This is a genomic window from Thermogemmatispora sp. (assembly GCF_042408735.1).
Taxonomy (GTDB): Bacteria; Chloroflexota; Ktedonobacteria; order Ktedonobacterales; family Ktedonobacteraceae; genus Thermogemmatispora.
In genome coordinates this window covers 1-20,477 of record NZ_JBHOQV010000023.1, presented here as the reverse complement: position 1 = coordinate 20,477, position 20,477 = coordinate 1, and the positions used below count along the sequence as shown (strand labels likewise).

The following is a 20,477-nucleotide window of genomic DNA, read 5'->3' as shown; positions in this document are numbered from 1 at the left end:
AAAGCTCCCAGTTGCGTGAGATTGTGCTCTTTCGTCATCCTAGAGACGGCTGCACGCAGCTTCTCGCTATCCAGCTGAGCCATCAGGTTCTTGTCGCACGAATACAGTTCCGACAAGATGTGCTTTCCAACCGGAGGGGGTGCCATCGATTCAGAAACGCTTCCTTTCCTGAATTAATGTACCACTTTAGTAGCCCTGGTCGGTGCAACCAAACTCTATGTATCGCCAAAGCGATATTGTTGAGGTGCGTTGGTGAAAGCAGATATGTCAGCCCAGATGGCTCCAGGGCGTTTTGTCACAGCGGCCATACTAGTTTAGCATATTTCTGCCCCCATGACAATGGCTGTGCTTTCGGCTTACAGTCGAGGCGCTTGTGGTCTCTCGGAGCCTCTCAAGCACCTCGAGGGCCTCTGCACTCGTGCAGGACCTGAGTGAAAGTGGTTGAGGGAGAGGAAAGACGAGGTCCAAAAAGATGGCCGTGATGCCCTCAGCGACATCACGGCCATAGGCTGCCTGGTTGCCCGTCTTACCTTTGCCGCTGTGAAAGAAGATCAAGGCACCAGCCTCCAGCCTGCTCTGCTGGCTGACTCTGGCGGCGTTGGCAGGAGCGGGCGATGGGCAGTCTGACTGACCTGGCTGGCTCACTGAGCCTGGGCGCGGCGTGTCACCACGTTGGCGACGCGGCCTGGGACGTAGATGAACTTCTCCACGGCGGCATCGCCGACATAGCTCGCCACGCGCGGATTGCTCAGCACCAGGCGGCGGACCTCCTCCTCGGAGGTCTCGACTGGAATCTCCAGGCGCTCGCGCACGCGCCCATTGACCTGGACGACCAGCGTGAAGGTCTCATCCTGGGTCAGGGCCTCGTCGTACTGAGGCCAGTCGCTCAGATGGATACTCCCCTGATGGCCGGTCATCTCCCACAGCTCTTCGGTAATGTGGGGGGCCATTGGGGCCAGCAGCTGAATCAGGGTTTCCAGGGCGCGGCGGTAGGCGGCGCTGCGGGCCACTGGCTCATGCTGCTGCTTTATCAGGGCATTATTCATCTCCATCAGGGCGGCCAGGGCCGTATTGAAGCGGAAATTGCGCAGGTCCTCGGTGACGCGCTTGATCGTCTTGTGGCGCAGGCGCTCGATAGTGCGCGTTGTCTCGTTCTCCTCTTCGCTGACCGTGCCGCTGACCCAGCTCTCCGTGACCAGATTCCAGACGCGGTTCAGGAAGCGCCAGACGCCCTCCACGTTGTCGGCCTTGAAGCTTCCGCCCTGATCGAAGGGGCCGATGAACATCATGTAGCAGCGCACTGTATCGGCGCCGTACTTCTCGACGTACTTATCGGGCGCCTCGACGTTGCCACGCGACTTCGACATCTTCTGGCCATCGGCTCCCAGAACCATGCCCTGGTGGTACAGGCGCAGGAACGGCTCATCGAAGTGCAGGTAGCCCATATCGCGCAGGGCTTTGACGAAGAAGCGGGCATAGAGCAGGTGCATGGTAGCGTGCTCGGCGCCGCCGACGTACTGATCGACGGGCAGCCAGCGGCGGATGGCTTCCTCGCTCCAGGCCTGCCTGTCGTTATGCGGATCGGCGTAGCGCAGGAAGTACCAGGACGAGCAGATAAAGGTATCCATCGTATCGACTTCGCGCGTAGCCGGGCCGCCGCACTGAGGGCAGGTGGTGTTCAGAAACTCTGGCTCATAGCGCAGGGGCGACTCGCCCGTAGGCTTAAACTGCACGTGCTCGGGCAGATAGACGGGCAACTGGTCTTCGGGTACAGGAACGGTGCCGTCCTTGGGACAATAGATGATCGGGATTGGGGCGCCCCAGTAGCGCTGACGGCTGATCAGCCAATCGCGCAGGCGGTAGGTTACCTTTGCCTGGCCGATGCCCTGCTCTTCCAGATAGCGGATCACGCGGCTGATCGCCTGGTCGGGGGGAGTGCCCGTAAAGGGACCGGAATTGATCATGGTCCCGTAGGCGACCTTGGCCTCGCTCCAGGTGGCCGGGTCGCTCTCCTCCTCGCCGGGCGGCAGGATCACCTGGCGGATCGGCAGGCCGAACTTGCGGGCGAACTCGAAATCGCGTTGATCGTGGGCGGGCACGCCCATCACCGCCCCCGAGCCGTAGCTCAGCAGGACATAGTCGGCGATCCAGACGGGGACGCGCTCGCCGCTGACCGGGTTAGTCACGTAGCCACCGGTGAAGACGCCCGTCTTCTCCTTCTCGGTATTCAGGCGCTCGATCTCGGTCATACGTCGGGTATGCTCGACGTAAGCCTCGACCGCGGGGCGCTGGGCGGCGGTAGTCAGGCGCTCGACCAGCGGATGCTCAGGGGCCAGTACAAAGAAGGTGACACCGTAGACGGTATCGGGGCGAGTCGTGAAGACGGGGATCTCGACGCGCTCGCCGTTGATCTCGGCGAAGAAGCGAATCTCCGCGCCCTCGCTGCGCCCGATCCAGTTCCGCTGCATAGTGATCGTCTTCTCCGGCCACTCGATGCCATCGAAGCGCAGCAGCTCCTCGGCATACCTGGTGATGCGCAGCAGCCACTGCTCGATCTCCTTGCGGATCACCGTGCTGCCGCAGCGTTCGCAAGTGCCATTAGGCAGGACCTGCTCATTGGCCAGGGTCGTGTTGCAGCCGGGGCACCAGTTGGCTGGGGCGCGCGTGCGATAGGCCAGGCCATGCTTATAGAACTGCAGGAACAGCCACTGGGTCCATTTATAATACTCGGGCTGGCAGGTCACGACCTCGCGCTGCCAGTCCCACTGAGCGCCCATCATGCGCAGCTGCTTGCGCATGCGTTCGATGTTGGCCAGTGTCCAGTCGCGGGCCTGGATGCCGCGCTTGATCGCGGCATTTTCGGCGGGCAGACCGAAGGCGTCGAAGCCGATGGGCTGCATGACATTGTAGCCCAGGCGGCGCATGAAGCGGCCATAGGCATCGAAGGGAGAATAGTTGTACCAGTGGCCCATGTGCAGATCGCCGGAGGGGTAGGGAAACATCACCAGGTGATAAAACTTGGGCTTGGGCGAATCGTCGGGCGCGTGATAGATCTGCTCCTCCTCCCAGCGAGTCTGCCATTTTGGTTCGATGACCTTAGGATCATATTTTGTGCGAGTGATCATTGCAGGTGTCCCTCCCCTGAGAATCGGTCGGACCTGATCAGGCACTGCCAACAGCAGACGGACAACAACAGAACAAGCAGGCCGGCGGGGTGCACGGGCACACGGGCGCGGCCTGTCCAGGCTTGCTCACTCAAGTGCTCGCGCTGTAGCTGTGGCCTGTCTTCTACCGTTCTGCGCCTCACTTGAGGTGTGTTGTCAGCCATCCATCGCTGGCTCAGGTAGTCGTAAGTCATAAGCCTTGGTTAACTGGTTCAGCGACCCCTACTTCTGCGGCGCGCAGCCGGAGAGGAGAGGCCGCGGGAGTGCGGGGCTGAGCAGGACGGCGGACGCCAGGCCAGGGAGCGAGCAGCGTAGGGAGCGAAGCCACAGTCCAGAGCAACAAAAAAACCTTTCATCCACTCGGGACGAAAGGTTTTTCCGTGGTACCACCCTGTTTCCAATCACCATCTCGATCCTTAAGCGGATCAACCACGGGAACCGCGGAGCTGAAGAGAAGTGGACCTGAGGGGACTCGAACCCCTGACCTCCTCCATGCCATAGAGGCGCGCTACCAACTGTGCTACAGGCCCATCACTATGCTATATACTGCTGCGGCGGCTGATCTTCTCTCCGCGGTGTCAGGTGACTGGCACTCATTGACTGCGATAACGGGCATACCGACAGGTGCTACTTGCTCCCGAGGGGTTCGCACCTGTTGCTCACAGGCGAGTTCGGTCGATTTCCCGTATAGCCTTGCACCAGCCGGCTACTCTCTGGACGGGTGAGCGACCTACTACTCCTGCTCATCGCCAGGTCTATTCTCTTTCCACCGCCCTTACTATAGCACAAAGCTTTGCGGTTTGCAAGGGGGGATGGCCTGATCTGACCATCCTGGTCCTTGCCGCCGGTACCGGGCGGTGGGTGGAGATGAGGGGACTCGAACCCCTGGCCTCGACAGTGCGATTGTCGCGCTCTACCGGCTGAGCTACATCCCCATGCCTTGCTGTTGGCAGCTAGAATAATAGCACATCGGGGGTGAATTTGTAAAGACCCTTTTTCGGAAGGGTCCGGAATTCACCCCCGATGTGCTCTGAAAACTATGGCAGGCTGGCAATAAATTCCCCCAGGCTCTCGCGTCCATCGACGCGGATGCGCAGGAGAGCGAAAGGCCGCGTGCTTTGCTGGAGCCAGCCGGTGGGACCAGGGTCGGTGGTGGCCCCGACGTAGCCGTCGGCGGCCAGCAGAGCGGTGATGCGCTCTTGTTCGAGGGGAGTGCCGTGGCGGAACGGCTCGCCGCTGGGATAGCAGAATTGCTGGATCGGGACGCCGAGATGCTGTTGCAGGCTGGCCTGGGAGGTCTGCAACTCCTGCTGAGTGAGCTGGGGATTGCCGATAATGATCCAGCCCAGGCTGATGTGGTGGACGGTGTGAGAGCCGACCTGCATGCCCTGGGCAAGCAGATCGCGGACCTGGGACCAGCTCATGTAGCCCGGGTCCCCCACTGCTCCCGTGATGATGTAGAACATGCCGCTGAAGCCATGGGCCTGCAGGAGGGGGACGGCGTAGCGGTAGACGTCCTCGTAGCCGTCGTCAAAGGTGAGAATGATAGGATGCGGTGGTAGGGGGGCCTCAAAGTAGAGGGCGTTGAAGAGCTGGTTGAAGGTGATCGTGTGGTAGCCGTGAGCTTTCAGATAGTCTAGTTGGGCGGCGAAGTTGCGCGGCGTGACGGTCAGGCTGAAATCGAGCAGGTTGTGGGTGGGGGCGGGCGAGACGTGGTGATACATCAGGATGGGGACCGCCACGCTGCGTGCGACTGGCTGTGGCGGTGGCAGGATGGGGGCTTCGGGATCAGCCGGGCCGCCGGCCAGCACGTACCAGTGCGGCTGCCCGTCGCCCTGGCTGGAACTGGCCTGGACAATCAAAGGCAGGTTGCGATAGAGACTCTCCGGATGCAGGTCCTCTGGCGGTACGTTGGCTTGCTTGCTCAGGGTGGCGTCGGGGACGATCTGCAGCGAGACCGCTACTGAGAGGACGTCTCTGTAGCTAGTCATGGTTTCGGGGTCGATCCAGCGACTCAGGCGACTGGGAAGCCCCAGGCGATAGCCTTCCAGGGTGTAGTGGGCCAGACGTGCCTGCCAGAAGTGCTCAAAAGCCTGTTCGTTGGGCCAGAGCGCCCGACGCGCGGGCGCCAGGAGCGACCACATGGCGGCGTAATCGTGGTGCAGAAAGGCGCCCAGGTAGTGCTGAGCGAGTACGAGCACCTGCTGCTCGTTGGCGGCCTCCTGGGGATGTTCGGCGATGAAGGTGGCCGGGTTGGGCTGAGCCTGCCCGTGGCCTGCGTTGTCGCGCACAAGCAGGTAGAGGCCCCAGGCAAGCACCCCGCTGGCTACCAGTAGCAGACTGAACAGGCTGGCTAACAGCAAACGCCTGAGCCAGGACAACCGCGGACGAGCGCGATGCCTGACAGGCGCGGACGGATTCGCCGCTTGCACGGCCTGGACCCCGGCAGGAGCTGATTGATACTCGCCACGGGAGGTGTACCTATACGGCTCGTGATCGGTGTTGTATCGCATGGCTGGAAAACCTGAAGCTTTCTCTTGTGTTGTGTGTTCCTGCCTATAGCTGTACATGACCGCCCCCTTATTATACCAGAGTCTAGGTAAAAATACCTATTTAAGAACGGCAGCTAGTGTGAAACGGTGGTGGAGGTCATCGAGCGATGATGAAGTTGAGAGAGCGGCTTATGTTCTCAAAGAGTCCGTCAGGAGCGAGAGAAAGCTTGTCAGCGTGGGAGAGAGGTGGAAAGAGACTGGAGAGGCGCAAAGGCTGGCTCCGCGAGCAGCGGGCCAGCCCATGCGGGAGCCGCGGGCCTGCGCGGGAGCCGTGAGGTGGCTGCCCAGCGGGTCGGCTGCGCGGAGAAGTCAGCGAGCATAGAGGCGGGACCGATCGAGGTTAGCCTTGCTTCTCATGGTGGCCGCCAAACTCGAAGCGCATGGCCGAGAGCAGTTTGTCGGCGAAGTCCGCCTCGCCGCGGGAGGCGAAGCGCTCGTAGAGGGCGGTGCTGAGCACGCCGGCGGGCACGGCCTCATCGATGGCCGCTTTAATGGTCCAGCGTCCCTCGCCGGAGTCGGAGACGCGTCCAGCGAATCGGCTCAGATTGGGATCTTGCAGGAGAGCGTGAGCGGTGAGGTCGAGCAACCAGGAAGCGATGACGCTGCCGCGGCGCCAGAGTTCGGCGATGTCGGCCAGGTTGAAGTCGTACTGGTAGTACTCGGGATTGCGCAGCGGCGTCGTTTCGGCGTCGATCTCCTCGGGGTGCTTGCCGATATTGGCGTGGCGCAAGATGTTGAAGCCCTCGGCGTAGGCGGCCATGATGCCGTACTCGATGCCGTTGTGGACCATCTTGACGAAATGGCCGGCGCCATGGGGGCCGCAGTGCAGATAGCCATGCTCAGCGGTGCCGCCGACCTGCTCGCGTCCTGGGGTACGTGGAGCGGCCTGCAGGCCGGGGGCCAGGGCTTCGAAGAGGGGTTTGAGTCGCTCAACGATCTCCGCCTCGCCGCCGATCATCAGACAGTAACCGCGCTCCAGGCCCCAGACGCCACCGCTTGTGCCGACATCCAGATAGTGGATGCCGTGCTCTTTCAAGGTGGCGGCGCGGCGAATGTCGTCCTGGTAGAAGGAGTTGCCGCCGTCGATGACGACGTCGTCGGGGGAAAGCAGTGGAATAAGCTGTTCCAGAGTGGAGTCGACGGAGGCCGCTGGGATCATGAGCCAGACAATGCGGGGCGCTTTTAGTTGCCCGATGAGTTCGGCCAGGGAAGTTGCTCCCGCGGAGATGGCCCCCTCTTTCAAGCGCTTCTCGACCGTCTCTGCGTGGCGCGCGTAGCCGATACATCTATGGCCGGCACGCTGGAGCCGCAAGGCCATATTGGCTCCCATGCGTCCAAGCCCGATAAGACCAAGTTCCATGTAGCGATCCTTTCTTTGTGTCTTTCTTCTCTAGCTAGCGAACCTGTTGTTCTCCGGGGTTCGGATAGGGAGGCGGCGCGGCGTGCTCTGCTGGGTCTGCCTGATGGGAGTCCCTTCTGACGGCAGACGGCTGGCTGCTGGCTGAACTGAGCTGGGAGGGGAGCAACGCAGCGCTGCCTGTCCATCGCTAAGTGTACCATACCGGCGCGGGGAAATGAAAAGAGGGGGGCCGGCCGGAGAGGAAGTGCTCCCTGGCAGTTCGCCAGGGAGCAAGGCCAGGATCGTTTGCTGCTCTGGGCCAGAGCCGGAGATAGGAAAGCGGTGGCTGCTCTTCTCCGCCGGCCTGCTATCAGGTGGTGTGGCCTGGCCGACGGCGTGGCGCCGATTGCCAGCGAGAGCTGAGCCTCGGTGGAGGGCGAGCGGGGACGACTCGCTCCGCTCTCAGCCGCCGGTGCGCTGGCGTGTGCGACGCATCAGGACGTAGCCGGTCTCCAGGATCGAGAAGATATCGATGCCGAAGGCGTAGAGCTTCATGCGCGTGCGCGAGAGGACGTTGCGCACCGGACGCATCTCTTGGTCCCAGACGCCTTCGGCCTGGGCCAGGCTTAGACGCCTTCGACAACGCTCAACTTCGGCTTCGGTGATGTGGCCGTTGGTAAAGCTGGCCAGGAGAACCTCATAGGGACAGTAGTGCGGATAGGCTTCGAGTAAGGGGAGCAAAAGGCAGATTTCGCTGTTGGTAAATTGCTGCTCGGCGATGAGGCGGGGCAGACCCTCCTCGCAGGCGAGTTGGGCGAGGGTGCCAAGGGTCAGGTTGAGAGCGAGCAGGTGCTGAGGAGGGAGGAGATCACGCAGTACAAAGTGACGGATCTCAGCCGGTGCTTCTTGCGAGGGACGTGGGGTTGCTTTGGTCAGACGCAGCGAGGTTTTCTGCATGGCACACTCCTTCTGGCAGGATAAGATAGCTGCTGACGGACGGACCAATTCGCCAAACTGAAGCCCGCGCCGAGCCGGGGCCGGTGGTGGCTGCTGTGCCGCTCGGTGGCTGCTGGAGTGCCCGGGACGTCCCCCCTCTTCCCGTTGTCAAGGCCAGCGCAGTTCGTCGCCGGGCCGCGGACCCCTCTTCCGCTGGCGCTCGCTTGTTGCTGGCTGGCTGGCGAAAAGGCTGCTCTGCTGCTCGATCAGAAAGCAGCAGGCAGGCTCTGAGCTGCTGGAGAGCTGGCTATGCTTTCGACACGAAAAGAATGCTCCTTTCCTGCTGACGCTTCCTTACCGGTACTCCTTATTCGTTGGATCTGCTTCTCTACTGAGGACGAGCGAGCGGCGTGACGATCAAAACGAGTTGGCAAGCTGCGCTCACTCTGGCTGAGCCGACGCTCCGTCGCGCCGGCTGCTACCGTGGGAAGCCTGGACTGCTTCGATATGCGCTGTACAAAGAAACACAATGGTATTCAATGTCTGGTATATTTCGCTACTTCCATATTTTACAGTACCAGATAATCGCCCAAAAATCAATACCTGAATTGGCTTTTTTGCCTCTACTGCCTTCAGAAACCTCGCCCCTGTTGCTCTGGGGAGTGGCGAGCCTGCCCATGGGATATTCTGGCTATTCGCCTCGTATGTACCCGCCAGTTGGGCGATTCTGTTCCATACTGCTTTTGGTATCAGCGCTTCAGGGTCGGAATGCAGCTGATCGTTCAAGAGTCAGCCACCTCTCTCAGGGCCTTTGCATCTCTTTCAAGCTCTTCCATCTGGATTGTCTGGTTCTCCCTTTGTTTTCTGCAAGTTGGGCTGGAAGAGCTGCTCTGCTTTCAAAATGTGGAGATAGGCGGTGGCCCTCTTGAGCAGTCTATACATTGCTTAAATTCACAGGAAAGGTGCGCTTCAACCATGCAGAAGACCGCCCTGCCGGCCTGGTTCGGCGATTGGCGAGTGCAGGCCAGTGCGGACATCGTCATTGTGGGAAATGGAATCGCCGGTCTGACTGCCGCTGTCGAGGCGCGTCGTTTCGCGCCCGAGGCCACGATCCTGGTCTTGACGGAGCAGTGCTATCCAACGATTCACACCCCGGCCCTGCGTCAGATCCTATCTGGTAAGGTGAGTCGAAGCCAACTGCTGGCCTATCCCGAGGGCACAGAGCGAGCGCGGGGAATCAAGGTGGGGGTAGCGCGAGTTGAAGGGATCGATGCCGTTGAGCGGAGGCTTTATCTGGCGCCTGGGGGAGTAGTCCACTACGGTGTGCTCCTTCTGGCAACGGGGAGCGTTGCGCGTGGGTTGCCGGGGGAGCTGCCTGGGGTGGCCCTGGATGGGGTGCTGACCTTGCATCGTCTGCCCGACTACCTGGATGTCAGGCGCCGGCTACGGGAGGTCCGCGAGGTGGCGGTGATTGGGGGAGGGGTGCATGGAGCCGAGACGGTCATGAGCCTCTTGCATACAGGTAAGCGCGTTCATTGGTTCATTCGCGGTTCCCACTGTTTGCCGCACCTGTTGAATCGGGCTGCGGCTGAGCTTGTCCTGCGCTATGTGGAGCAGGCGGGGGCAGTGGTGCATCTGGAGAGCGAGGTGATCGGTTTTCTGGGCAGCGTGGGAGAGCTGGCGGCTGTCGCCACGGCTGACGGGCGTGTTGTTCCTGCCCGGATGGCGCTGATCTGTACGGGAACGCGCCCCGCGCTCGATCTGGCGAGACGCTCCACGTTGCCGCTCGTCCATGATGAGAAGCAGGGCATTCTTGTCGATGGGCGACTGTGCACCAGTGTTCCGGCAATTCTGGCCGCCGGCGATGTGGCGGCCTGGCGGCATCCTCTCAGCGGTTCCTATCGCTCGCAACCATCCTGGCATGCTGCTGTCCTTCAGGGACGAGTGGCGGCAGCGACCATGACGGGGCAGATGATGACTCCGGTCAACGAGGTGATTGGGGCTCCCTGGCAGGCGACCCGTCTGGGGTCTCTCTCGATCCTGGCGGTTGGCGATCCCTTGAGGGAGGCGATGGGGGTGAGAGTGTTAACGCGGCACGGGAAGCAGAGCTACTATCGCCTGGTGCTGGAGGGAGATCGTCTGCTGGGCTATCTGGCGTTGGGGAGCGCGCAGCCCGATGTCTTGGCGATCAAGCGCCTCATCGATGAGGCGCTGCCGGTGACGGCCATCCAGGATGCCCTGCTCCGAGGCAGGTTTGATGCGCGTGCCTACTTCGCGCGGCTTCGCTCGTCTAAGCTCTATGCTCTGGCGACGCCCGAGCGGCTAGCGGAGCGCACACTGGCGACCTCCCGGTGTGCCTCTCCTCCTCCTTCCCCTTCTTTGCCGAGCACGACCTCGGTGGCGGCGGAATGGCGGGCGCCGCTCCAGGGCGGTGAACCCTTCCTGCAGGGAAGCGTGTCAAGAAGGAGGCCCCAAACTGAGCCACTACGGAGATTAACCTCTGCACAGCATTGTGCCAATGTGATCAATGCCACGGGTTCTGGCGGATGGGAGCCGGATGCTGGGCCTCCGTCACAGCGGCTCTCGCTGCCGGCCTCCCAGTCCGTGCCAGATCCACGCCCGGTACGGTGTTGTCAGTAAGCCAGCCAGGCCCCATTCATGGCGCGGGCCTGGCTGGTCCTTGTGCCTCTAAAGCGATGCAATCTTTCTTTCTTTCGAGCTAACCGGAAGGCGCTGGAATGATCAGTCGGCGGCTCTCTGATCTGCTGGCTGCTCATTTCTGGCGCTCTTCTGGGGGGTCCACCGCGCGCCGACCGGCAAGTGAGCAGGGGGCCGGTCGCTGCGAGATCTATACTTCAGGGGAGGATGATCTCTATGCTGTGTCCACGTTGTCACGCTCGATGGGATGGGGAGAGGCGAGCCTGTCTGCGCTGTGGCTTCGTGTTACCGGTGGCCGGTGGGGGCGCGGTGGCTCGTCAGGGGAACCAGCAAGAGCCTGGCCGGCAGGCTGGAACTGAGGGAGGAGCGCCGCGTTGGCATGCTCCCCGCGTGGCTCCTTTCGCTGGTGGGCGAGAGCCGTCTGTTCCACCTGTGTTGGTGAGCGAGGCGCCACGCCCTCAGACGCCGGCTGAGGATCTGCGGCGACATCGGCTCTGGCAGGAACGGCATGCCAACGGACGGCGGGAACCGGAGACTCTTGAAAGCCAGCGCAGCACGGATGGTCCCCCGCGCGAGCGGGAGCGCTGGACTGGGGAGGGGAGCCGGAACCGCTCTTCTTCTTCCGGCCCGGTGGTGAGTGAGGGACTGAGAGGGCTCCAGGCGGGCGAGCAGCTCCAGGGCGGGCGCTATCGCCTGGGTGAGCGCCAGGGCCGTCAAGAGTGGCTGGCGGGGGCTTACGAGACGTTCTGGCTGGCCCATGATGCTCGTCGTGGCGGGGCACCGGTTCGTATCTGCGAGTTTGTGCTGCCGCGTGAAGACAGCCGTTTGCGGGCCTCGCTTGTGCGCTCCGCCGCTTCTGCTCTCCATCTGGCCGGGCGTCATACGCAGGTTCCGACCTTGCTTGATGTGTTCTCAGAGGCGGAGCGCGATTTCTTTGTGTTCGAGCATATTGAGGGCGAGTCTCTCTTGCTTCGTCTGCGTCGGCGCGGGCGCCCTCTGGATGAGCAGGAGGTGGTCGAGTGCTGTCTGCAGATGGCGGACGTTTTGGAATTTCTTGCCAGCCAGACTCCTCCCATTGTTCATGGTCTGATCCGGCCCGACTCTATTATTGCCGGTCGTACGCGCTCTCACTATGTGCTCACGGGCTTTTCGGTGATGCTGGCCTCGGGCGCTACGCAGTTTGTGACTGGTCTGGCGCGCTCTCAGCTGTCTCCCTATACGGCTCCCGAGCTGAGCCACGGGGTGATCGATACTCGTATCGATCTGTATGGCCTGTTGGCGACGGCCTATCACCTGCTGACCGGCTGCCCACCAGCGAGGAGCCAGGGCCGCATTCCTCCGGCTCGTCAGCTGAATCCTGCTCTCAGTCTGGGTATAGAGGGGATCTTGAGTAAAGGACTCTATTCGGGGCAAGGGCTGCGACCAGACCTCTCACAGCGTTATCAGCATCCTGCCGATCTACGTCAGGCGCTCACCGAGCGGACGACTCAGGTGGAGCAGCCGGTCCAGGTTGCTGAGTCCCCGGCTGCTCTTTCCCAGTCAGCGGCCTCCACGCCGCGTCCTCCCACAACGGAGCCGCTGACGGCTTCCTCCTCGGGAGAAACTCTGCAGAATCATCCGTTGCTGCAGTCGCTGGCGCCCCCAGATCTCTTCCAGCCTGAGGAGTCGTTGCTGCCAGCTCCCGAGGAGCTGCCGCCCTTGCCGGACGGCAACGACTATCGGCGCGTGCTGCTCTGGGCCATGACGCTTTTTCTCTCGCTTGCTCTGACGATCGCCCTGGCTCGGGGCTGGTTCTGAGCGGCTTCGCTTGGGGCGAGGAGGGCGCGGCTGGTGCTGGCGGGATCACCTGGCCCTGGCGGGCTGCTGCTCTTAAGTAAGTATGAGGAGCGGCTCTTGCTGGTCGATGGACTGGTGGCAGGAAGGGAAAGAGAAGAGAGGACAGGCCCGGCTCATCATTGTGAGCCGGGCCTCTTTGCCGCTGGACAGTTGTGGGGCCTGGATGCTCAGATCAGAGATGGAAGTCGCCGGCCTGGAGTAGGTCAAGGGTGGCCCCGCACTCGCTAAGAATCCCTGTAGCTTCGCGTTGATAGCCGAGAGCCTCGCGCTGGCGGGCGGGGAGATGGTGAAAGAGCATCTGCGCGTAGGCGGCAAGGGTGCGAGCGTAGTGGAGCCGCATGCCTCGCTCCTGAAAGATGCGCAGGGCTGCCTGAAAGTGCTGTTCTGCCTGCGCGTGGGCCTCACTGCTTGCTGTGCGACTGAAGATGCGGGCAAGCAGGGCCAGGGCCTCCCCCTGAACGATCGTCATCTCGCTGCGGCGCGCTTGCTCGAGGATCGCTTGGGCCTGGGAATGGGCACGTTCGGGTTGCCCGAGCAGGAGGTAGACTTCGGCCAGGGTCACTTTCCCCTGGGCTTCGACGTCGGCGGTAATGCCTGGTTGGGCCAGGGCCTGCCGCAGGGCTGCGTGTGCCCGTTGTAACAGCCGCTGCTGAAGCCGTTGGCCCTGTTCAGGTGGCTGGGACTCGGACGCCGTTTCCCTGGAGAGCTTCGCCTGCAGCAGGCGCACCTGGCTGAGGCGCAGGCGCGCCAGGGCGACGAGCGCCGCGCTGATGCAGGGGCTGCTTTTGATGGCGCGTCCGATGGTCAGCGCTTGATAGAGGGCTTGTCCGGCCTCGCTGAGCTGGCCTCTGGCCTGAAGGATGCTGGCCAGGTAGCCGTTCCAGTAGCTCAAGTAGACCTGGTCTTTGCCCTGTTCTCCCTGGGCAATGGCCTGTCTGAGATAGTGCTCGGCATCACCGAGGTCGCCGGTGCGCTCCGCGAGGATGCCCAGATTGCTGAAGACTACGGCCATCAGCGGCAGGTCCCCGACCTCGTCGGCCAGCTCAAGTGAGCGGCGGCAGTAGGCCAGGGCCTCTTCGTGCTCGGCGCGGTGCAGGAGCACATGTCCGATGTTGCAACAGATGTGGGCGATTTCTCGCTTGTGGCCCAGTTCTTCGGCTAGCTGGAGGGCGATCCGCAGATGTTGCAGGGCTTGCTCGTGATTTCCTGTATTGATCTCTAGGGTGCTTAAGAAACGGTGAGTGCGGGCCAGACCAATGGGGTCGCCGCTGATCAGGGGAGCTGCTGGACGAAGGTCCTGGGCTGGCGCGGTCGGCGTCTCGGAGGCAAGGCGCAGGCCTGGTTCCGCCGAGCCTGCAGTGCGGGCCTGGGAGCTGCGAGCATAGAGGGCTTCAAAGAGGCGGAGAGCCTCTTGCCCCTCCTGGCGCGCCTCGCCGTAACGCCCTTCGTCGTTGTAGATGTAACCCCTCAGATAGCGTAGCGTGGCCCAGGCCATTCCTCCTTCGATGCCTGCCGTGCGTAGCCGGGCCGCGGCCCGGTTGCAGTAGTCGTGCGCCCGGGCGAAATCGCTCATGTAGAACCAGGTTCGACCAATCTCGGTCAACAGGCGGGCTTCCAGTTGGGTCTGATAGAGCGGGTCGCTTGGGCCGTGCAGGCGGCCTGCCTGTGTAACGTCAAAGGCGCGCTGATAGAGCTGGCAGGCCTCGGCGTAATGTCCCTGAATGCGGATGCATTCGGCCAGTCTCCCCAGGAGATAAGCGCGGCGATCGTAAGGAAGCGCCTGCGAGCCGCTGGCGGGCGCGGCGGGGCCGCCAAGCTGAGGGAAATGTTCGACGGCGATGCGATAGAGGCGAGCCGCCTCGGTATAGGCCGAAAGGGCATAGGCCGCTTCAGCGGCGAGAGAGGCGTAGTGGATGATCTGCTCGGGTGGGCCGCCGCCAGCGACCAGATGGTAGGTGATCATGGCGGCTCCCTTCTCCTCATGGCCGGCGTAGAGCTGGCGTAGCGTCTGGGCGGCGCGTCGATGGAGCAAGACGCGCTTCATGCCCGACATGCTCTCGTAAAGGTGGCTGGCTAGCAGAGGATGCCAGAAGTGGTAGCTGATATGGCTGCCGCTGCTGGTCTCGGCAAGGACCCCAGCCTGAAGGGCTTCGTCCAGGAGGTCGAGGACGCGTTCTTCATCGAATGGTTGGGGGTCAGCGGCTTCCAGTGCGCACAGGGCTTGGAAGTCGAAGGAGCCGCCGAGGATGGCGGCATCGCTGAGGAGGCGTCGACAGTGGCGACTGAGCCGGTTGAGGCGCATGTCGAGTACGGCGGTGATGGTTTCGGGTAGACGCTGTAGGCTTGCCTGGAAGCTGCTCTCGGTGGGTGAGAGCAGCTGCATCTCGATGCTGCGGGCCAGCTCCTCGGCGAAGAAGGGATTGCCGGCGGCATGGGATTGGATGAAGCGCTGGGCCGCTGGTGGCATGTGGCTGACGATCTGGGCGATCTGTTCGTCGGTCAGCGGTGGCAGGTCAAGGGTGATGACCCCGTGCTCACGCTGGAGGTGAGCGATAAGGGTCTGAAGCACGGTGTTGGCGGCCAGATCGCTGTCGCGACAGGTGCCGATAAAGAGCACCGGGTAACCCGCGAGGCGACGCACCAGGTAGCCGAGCAGCTCGCAGCTGCTGGCGTCGGCCCAGTGCAGGTCGTCCAGGACCAGCAGCAGGGGAACCTGACTGCTGACGTGCATGAGCAGTTCTTGCAGGGCTTCTTTGAGGCGCTGCTGCTCCTGCTCTGGCGGCAGGGGCAGGGGGGGCGGCAGGATCTCGTAGAGTTCTGGCAAGATGGCTCCCAGGGGAGCATAGCGCTCGGGGTGCTGTTGAATCTCCTGGCTGAGCCAAAGGTCGTGCGCTGTGATGCTCCGTAGCGGCTCTATCCACAGACGATAAGGGATGGCGCTCTCTTGCTCGTAGACGCGGCTCCAGATGACGGTCCAGTGGCGTTGTAGGGCTTCGCGGCTGAGTTCTTCGGCCAGGCGAGTTTTGCCCAGACCGGGGGCCGCCACCAGGACGGCGTATTGGGGTTGGCGCTGAGTGGCCAGGGGTAGGGTGGCGATGGCGCCGTTGCGGTTGGCGCCACTCCCGGCGGTGGCAGAGGTCAGCCGCTCCAGAGGAACCGTGGCGAGCTGCTCTGTGGTGGTCAGGAGCTGCCGCAGGAGGGTCAGCTCCTGGTCGCGTCCGACCAGGGGACTCCGATGGGCGCGCCCTATCTGGGGTAGGGTGGGGGTGGGAGCGGCGGCGCTCTCTCGTGGCCGGGGGGAAGAGTGTGTCTGGCCCTGACCGGTTTGGGTCAGGAGGGTGGGCCGTGGCCGGGATAGGGGCTGGTTGCTGCAGATGGCTTGGTAGAGGGCCTGGGTCGGCTCGGAGGGGGCTGTTTCATGAGAGGAGAGGAATTGTTGATAAAGGCGGATGGCCTCGCTGCGGCGGCGCAGTTGGGTGAGGCAGTACATGGTCAGGGTCAGGGCCTCTTCGTCACCGGCATCGTCGGTCAGGAGGCGTTCGAGCAATGGCAGGGCGCCGGTAAAGTTCTCGCGCGCAAGGCGCAGATCGGCCAGGGTTAAGAGGGCCTGCCGCCACTGCAGGTGCAGGGTCTCGCGTCGTCTCGCCAGTTGGGCGGGATAGGGTGGCACGGTCCAGCCGGCGAGAAGATCCCCTTTATACAGGCGCAGGGCCTCGTCGAGTAAGCTTTCGCGCAGCGGCTCGTCGCTCCAGCGCGTGGCCTGGGTCAGTAGCTCCTCGAAGGCGTCGGCGTCGATCCACAGCCGCTGCTGATCGGCCAGGCTGAGGTCCTCATCGCTCTCCTGAAAGAGGCTGGAGATGGGTGACTCTGCTGCCGGTGAGGGCCAGGGTGTGGCGTTGGCGAGCCAGTGACGTAGATTGGCAACGGCGCGTTCGAGGCGACGGTTGGCCTCGGCAGGGACGAGTTCGGGCCAGAGCGTGGTCAGGGCCTGATGGCGCGAGAGCCGGCGAGCTGGGCTGGAGATGAGCAGTGCCAGGAGAGCGCGGCTGGCGGGCTGCAGGGTTGGGCGCCCGCTGCGTGGCGTGGTTCGTTGCTCTTCGGTTGGTCGTTCCAGGCGAAAAGTTCCGAGCAGGTAGAGACGCCGCAGGGGAGGCTGACCTGCCTGGCCTGCCACGATCTCTTGTTGTTCGGCCTGGGCCAGGGCCTCTGGTGGCAGGGTGCGGCCAATATAGGTGCGGGTGATGTGGCCACCCTCGCTGCGATAGGCGTACCAGTAAGGTCCATGCCCGCGCCCCTGGCGACATCTTTTGCATTGTGGCTTGCCGCAAAAACTGTATTGACGATAGTAGGTGACCTTACTGTTCATTGCGCGCACTCCTTGCCGCTACGCGAGCTTGCTACGGGGGTTTCGATCACAGAAGCGGCCAGCAGCTCTGGAAGGACTGCCCGACGACGCATGGCCAGCGTGCAACGCGCTCTTGGTGACGCTGCCGGTGCGGGCAACAGGGTGGCCCGCAGCTGCTTTTTTCTGGCAGAGACAAGACTCTGGCTCTGTTGATCCCTGCTGGGCCTGAGCTGGGAGGCGCGCCCTGGCCCAGGTGGGTCCTCCAGGTGTCTTTGTGAGGGGGCGACGCTCGATCACACGCTGTGGCCGATGTGGCTGGCTGCTTACTGACAGGGCGGGACCGCTCCCAACCTGTGCTGCCCTGGTCCAGAGGCGGACTTTCTTGCCGCCCCTCTGGGCCGATCCGGCAGGCTGGATGGGAGAATACCGGGTCGTCGCAGGCACGGAGAGACCGTGGCGCACGTTTCTGAGCGAATGGTACGGCACTGTTTTGATTACTGCATGCATGCGCTCTGCTGCTCCCTCGTCAACTGGCCTGGCTTGCTCGGCGTTGAGCACCCGCTATGGCCGCCGCTGGTGTGTGGTGGGGTTGCGGCCTGACTGCTGCAAGCTGGCTGGCATGAGCGAAGCTCTCTGGCTTGCCACATCAGCTTGCCTGGCCGGGGCAGGACTGCGACCAGAGCACAGCCAGGAGACGAGGGCCTGGGACAGGCAAACACGACCTCGTTCTCTTTTCTAAGCCCCAAGCAGCGCCCACCTCGATGCGTAGGGAGTAGTCAATCACTGCTAAGATTACCCGATAAATACGGCTGCTTCAACTTGATCGCCACTTGCGACCGCTGGCAAGCGGCGCGGGAAGGCGAACTCTTCATGCAGTCGGTCGGTGTTTCTTATTATAGCTCATGAGGCTCGATCTGTCAGGCGAAGCTTGCTCTGTGGTAGTAAGGAGTGCCTGTATAGGATTGCAGCAGGCTATGGTTGAGATTCAGGGAGGTGGAAAGGTGCGCTAGTGGAGAGGAAGAGATAAAAGATGGGTCGGTCAGCACAGCGGCTTCGAGGGGTTCAGACCGGGGGAGGCTGACTGACCCATCCTATCGACAGGCGGGCCAGGCAGGTGCGGCTGGTGTGGCCATGAGCGCCAACCAAAGAGGTGCTACGGATGGGGACCCGTAGTCCGGTTCTGGCTGGCCGTTGGCCGCGGCACTCTGCCGGAGGCCTGGGCTGGCCCGCCGTGTCTGCGATGACGAAGGTGCGCTGATTAGTCGAAGTGAGACATCAGCTGCTTCCTTTCTCAGGGACGTTACTCCGAGATGGGCGAGGGGCGGCAGCGATCGGTAGCGTTTTCTTGACCTGCCGCTCCCTGGCTGTCTCGGGCAAGGGTGGTGATCTGCCCGTGTGGGCTATGGTATGGATCGCTCCGGCTCGTTGGCTGCCCGTCCTGGGTGGGGCTGCTGTCAGGAGGGCTGGAGGGAACTGCTGGCGCTATGGGCTGGTGGGATGGTTCCCCCTGGCAAGGCCCATCGCTGGCAGTTGCCGCCAGCCATCCCCAGGCCAATGCCCCGATGGCAGGACGCAGGACCATGCGCCTCAGATCGGGTAGCCCCTCATGGCCGAGTCAGGCGGGTCGGCGGGCAGGCAGCGATTATGGGCTAAAGGCTACCGCCCCACTGGTAGCTGGGAGCGCTCAAGATATGCATGACCGCCTGGTGCTCAATGAGGGCGACCGCGCTCAGGGCGGCGACCAGGAGTAGCGCCAACAGGACAATCAGGGTCAGCAGTTGCTTCTTGCTAACGGCAGCGAGCATCGTGTATCCTCCTCGGCGGCGTGTATGGTTGACCGGAAAACAGTATGACTGGTCTTTTCGTCTGAATCAGGTATATGGGCCTGAAACTGGCCTGGCTGCTGGCCGCGGCTGTCTATCCTGCGCAGGGCTTTCTCGGTTTCGTCATCAGTATCGTACCCTATCCTGGCCGCAAGACGCCCAGAGTTTTTACCTGTCTGAGGGGGCAAATACCATTGCGGATGGAAGAGGGACATATCACAACTTCTGGATGTAAGAGGCGAGTGCGGCTACTGCTTCCTCTTGTGTGCTGGTTTGCCGAGCCTTGTGAGCGCGATCGCTGAAGAGATCGTATGGTTAGTTGCCATGCCCTCTACTTTGGAAATATTCCAGCAAACGGTGTACAGCTTGATAAGAGAGATCATCTCGGCAATCATGGAAAATAACCAGCGCATCTCGGAGGAGTCCTATCAATTTTCCTTTAGAAAAACCAATATTTTTATTGATATTAACCACAGAAAATGTGTAGATTAAATTTCCGTATTCTAGTTTAAAATCCTTGTTGTAAAGAGTATTTAGAGAATTATCGATTTGTTTTTCTCCTTGAACTCGCCCTTGGAGTAGAAGGATAGCTCCTTCCAAAAACTGGGCTCTGGCGAACTCCAGAACGCGCTCGTGCTCGTTGAGGTTAGCAAGCAGTTCCTCTGCCAGTTGGCGGGCCTTTTCTTGCTCACCCAGCAGGAGGAGCACCTGGGCCAGAGCCAGCTTCCCCTCGATGAGGGTCTCCGCTTCAAGCTGCTCCAGGGCCAAAGCCCGTTCGAGAATCCGGCGAGCTCGTTCCAGACAATGCTTTGATCTCCCTCCTCTGCTTTCGTATCTGAGGGACTTCTTCCCTTGGCCTTGCCAGTAAGCTAGCTCGTACATGGCCTGAATCAGTCGCATATTAGCCAAAGCAACAAGCACAAAACCAAGGCAGGGAAGGAGGTTAAGTGAGATAACCGTGGAAAGAGCCTTTCTGATACTGCGGACGGCTTCCTGCCCCTTCATGCGTCGCTGCAAGATGATAGCAAGAAAGGCGCTCCACAGACAAAAGTATGTCTTATCACTGGCCTTATCTGCGATCCCTAGACTCCTCTTGTGCTCTCTCTCGGCTAAATCAAGGTCTCCTAGTTTGGCAGCTAACAGGCCGAGGTTACTGATGATCACAGCCTGCAGAAGGGTGTTCCCCAGCCTTTCTGCTAACATCAAGGCCCGCCGAAAGGCGGCCTGGGCCGCCGGCAGCTGGGCTACGCTCAAATGCGTATGACCGATGTTGCAGCAAGTTGCTGCTATATCTCTGTAGCGGTTATACTGTTCAAATATCGTAAGGGCTATCTTAAGGTGATAGAGAGCGTCTCTCATCTTCCCAATGCTATTTAGGATCGACCCAATCAAAAGATGAGTAAGAGCTATATCGATTTGATTACCCATTAGAATTGTATTAATATTAGTTTTTCTGAGAGGCTTATTTAGAGACTGTTCAATAGAAGTTTCCTCGCGATCCTGCTCAAACAGCTGCAGAGCGAGCTGAGCCTCATAGAGAGCTCGTTGATAATCGCCTGTTCGCCATGCTATTCTACCGTGTTCTCGGTGAATACTGGCCCAGACCGGGCTCTTCTCGATTCGTGCCTCTTGGAGGATGTGGGCGCTTCGCTCGCAGCAGCGAGCTGCCGCCGTCATATCGTTCGCATCGTACCAGGTCCAGCCGATCTCGACCCAGATCATCGCCTGATACTGAGCCTCGTAGAGGGCCTCCTCTGGAGACGCCGGCTGGCGCTGATAATTGCGCACCTCCAGCAGGCGCTCATAGAAATGGCGGGCCTCCTC

Annotated in this window: 9 protein-coding genes and 2 tRNA genes; 2 read left to right on the top strand and 9 right to left on the bottom strand. The window is 61.7% G+C overall.

The genetic code is table 11. The features are described from left to right. Positions 1 to 641: 641 nt before the first annotated feature. The 6 genes from leuS to ACFMO7_RS01855 form a co-directional block, all read right to left on the bottom strand. Entirely contained in the window at positions 642 to 3,125 is a 2,484-nt protein-coding gene (leuS, locus tag ACFMO7_RS01880) for a leucine--tRNA ligase (RefSeq protein ID WP_376793843.1), read from the bottom strand. A 496-nt stretch (positions 3,126 to 3,621) separates the two neighbouring features. Continuing rightward, positions 3,622 to 3,694: transfer RNA gene (locus tag ACFMO7_RS01875), tRNA-Ala, on the bottom strand. Between the two features lie 332 nt (positions 3,695 to 4,026). Continuing rightward, a tRNA-Ala gene (locus ACFMO7_RS01870) sits at positions 4,027 to 4,099 on the bottom strand. Between the two features lie 102 nt (positions 4,100 to 4,201). Next, a complete protein-coding gene (locus tag ACFMO7_RS01865) occupies positions 4,202 to 5,527 on the bottom strand; it encodes a polysaccharide deacetylase family protein (RefSeq protein WP_376793842.1) in 1,326 nt (441 codons plus the stop codon). Between the two features lie 529 nt (positions 5,528 to 6,056). Next, complete coding sequence (gene gnd / locus ACFMO7_RS01860; protein WP_376793841.1) at positions 6,057 to 7,076, bottom strand: phosphogluconate dehydrogenase (NAD(+)-dependent, decarboxylating); 1,020 nt, start codon at positions 7,074 to 7,076, stop codon at positions 6,057 to 6,059. A gap of 441 nt (positions 7,077 to 7,517) precedes the next feature. Continuing rightward, positions 7,518 to 8,012: a hypothetical protein gene (locus ACFMO7_RS01855; protein WP_376793840.1), complete on the bottom strand. Its 495-nt coding sequence runs from the start codon at positions 8,010 to 8,012 to the stop codon at positions 7,518 to 7,520. A 954-nt stretch (positions 8,013 to 8,966) separates the two neighbouring features. Here ACFMO7_RS01855 and ACFMO7_RS01850 point away from each other — a divergent pair. Both ACFMO7_RS01850 and ACFMO7_RS01845 read left to right on the top strand, forming a co-directional pair. Beyond that, on the top strand, positions 8,967 to 10,631 hold the full coding sequence (locus tag ACFMO7_RS01850; protein WP_376793839.1) for an NAD(P)/FAD-dependent oxidoreductase: 1,665 nt from the start codon (positions 8,967 to 8,969) through the stop codon (positions 10,629 to 10,631). 234 nt (positions 10,632 to 10,865) lie between these two features. Further along, positions 10,866 to 12,446, top strand: coding sequence for a protein kinase (locus ACFMO7_RS01845; RefSeq protein WP_376793838.1), 1,581 nt, complete (start codon positions 10,866 to 10,868; stop codon positions 12,444 to 12,446). Between the two features lie 211 nt (positions 12,447 to 12,657). Here the strand turns inward: ACFMO7_RS01845 and ACFMO7_RS01840 are convergent, their stop codons facing one another. The 3 genes from ACFMO7_RS01840 to ACFMO7_RS01830 form a co-directional block, all read right to left on the bottom strand. After that, complete coding sequence (locus tag ACFMO7_RS01840; RefSeq protein ID WP_376793837.1) at positions 12,658 to 16,851, bottom strand: tetratricopeptide repeat protein; 4,194 nt, start codon at positions 16,849 to 16,851, stop codon at positions 12,658 to 12,660. Positions 16,852 to 18,479: 1,628 nt separating this feature from the next. Further along, positions 18,480 to 18,635, bottom strand: a complete 156-nt coding sequence (locus ACFMO7_RS01835) for a hypothetical protein (protein WP_376793836.1) — start codon at positions 18,633 to 18,635, stop codon at positions 18,480 to 18,482. Between the two features lie 333 nt (positions 18,636 to 18,968). Then, on the bottom strand, positions 18,969 to 20,477 hold a 1,509-nt coding region (locus ACFMO7_RS01830; RefSeq protein WP_376793835.1), incomplete at its 5' end, for a hypothetical protein.

Bases quoted from the DNA above. Each gene is read 5' to 3' on its own strand.
- ACFMO7_RS01835 (WP_376793836.1), bottom strand. From the start codon at position 18,635: ATGCTCGCTGCCGTTAGCAAGAAGCAACTGCTGACCCTGATTGTCCTG.
- ACFMO7_RS01845 (WP_376793838.1), top strand. From the start codon at position 10,866: ATGCTGTGTCCACGTTGTCACGCTCGATGGGATGGGGAGAGGCGAGCC.
- leuS (WP_376793843.1), bottom strand. From the start codon at position 3,125: ATGATCACTCGCACAAAATATGATCCTAAGGTCATCGAACCAAAATGG.
- gnd (WP_376793841.1), bottom strand. From the start codon at position 7,076: ATGGAACTTGGTCTTATCGGGCTTGGACGCATGGGAGCCAATATGGCC.
- ACFMO7_RS01850 (WP_376793839.1), top strand. From the start codon at position 8,967: ATGCAGAAGACCGCCCTGCCGGCCTGGTTCGGCGATTGGCGAGTGCAG.
- ACFMO7_RS01855 (WP_376793840.1), bottom strand. From the start codon at position 8,012: ATGCAGAAAACCTCGCTGCGTCTGACCAAAGCAACCCCACGTCCCTCG.
- ACFMO7_RS01840 (WP_376793837.1), bottom strand. From the start codon at position 16,851: ATGAACAGTAAGGTCACCTACTATCGTCAATACAGTTTTTGCGGCAAG.